At 39.3% G+C, this 242-nt stretch carries 1 protein-coding gene; it reads left to right on the top strand.

From position 1 onward, the window contains the following. On the top strand, positions 1-242 hold a 242-nt coding region (locus AAEY62_RS24325; protein ID WP_350637042.1), incomplete at both ends, for an efflux RND transporter permease subunit.

Here is a 242-nt window from a genome sequence, read left to right as displayed (position 1 = left end):
ATATTATTCGTTACAACCAACAACAAGCATTGTTAATTGGCGTGTCGTTTATGTCGGGCGTTAATGTGGTTGATATAGGTAACGACATTGACGCACACCTTGCGTCATTAGAGTACCAGCGCCCACACGGAATTAAAATTAATGCCGTTTATAATCAACCAAACGAAGTAGAAAAATCGGTAAACGGCTTTATTGTTAGCCTAGTTGAAGCGATTGCCATTGTAATTATAGTGCTATTGCTG

It is taken from the genome of Pseudoalteromonas sp. GW168-MNA-CIBAN-0100 (assembly GCF_040309225.1).
Classification (GTDB): domain Bacteria; phylum Pseudomonadota; class Gammaproteobacteria; order Enterobacterales; family Alteromonadaceae; genus Pseudoalteromonas; species Pseudoalteromonas arctica.
Note: the sequence above shows the minus strand (reverse complement) of the source record. Positions and strands in the feature narration are given on the sequence as shown.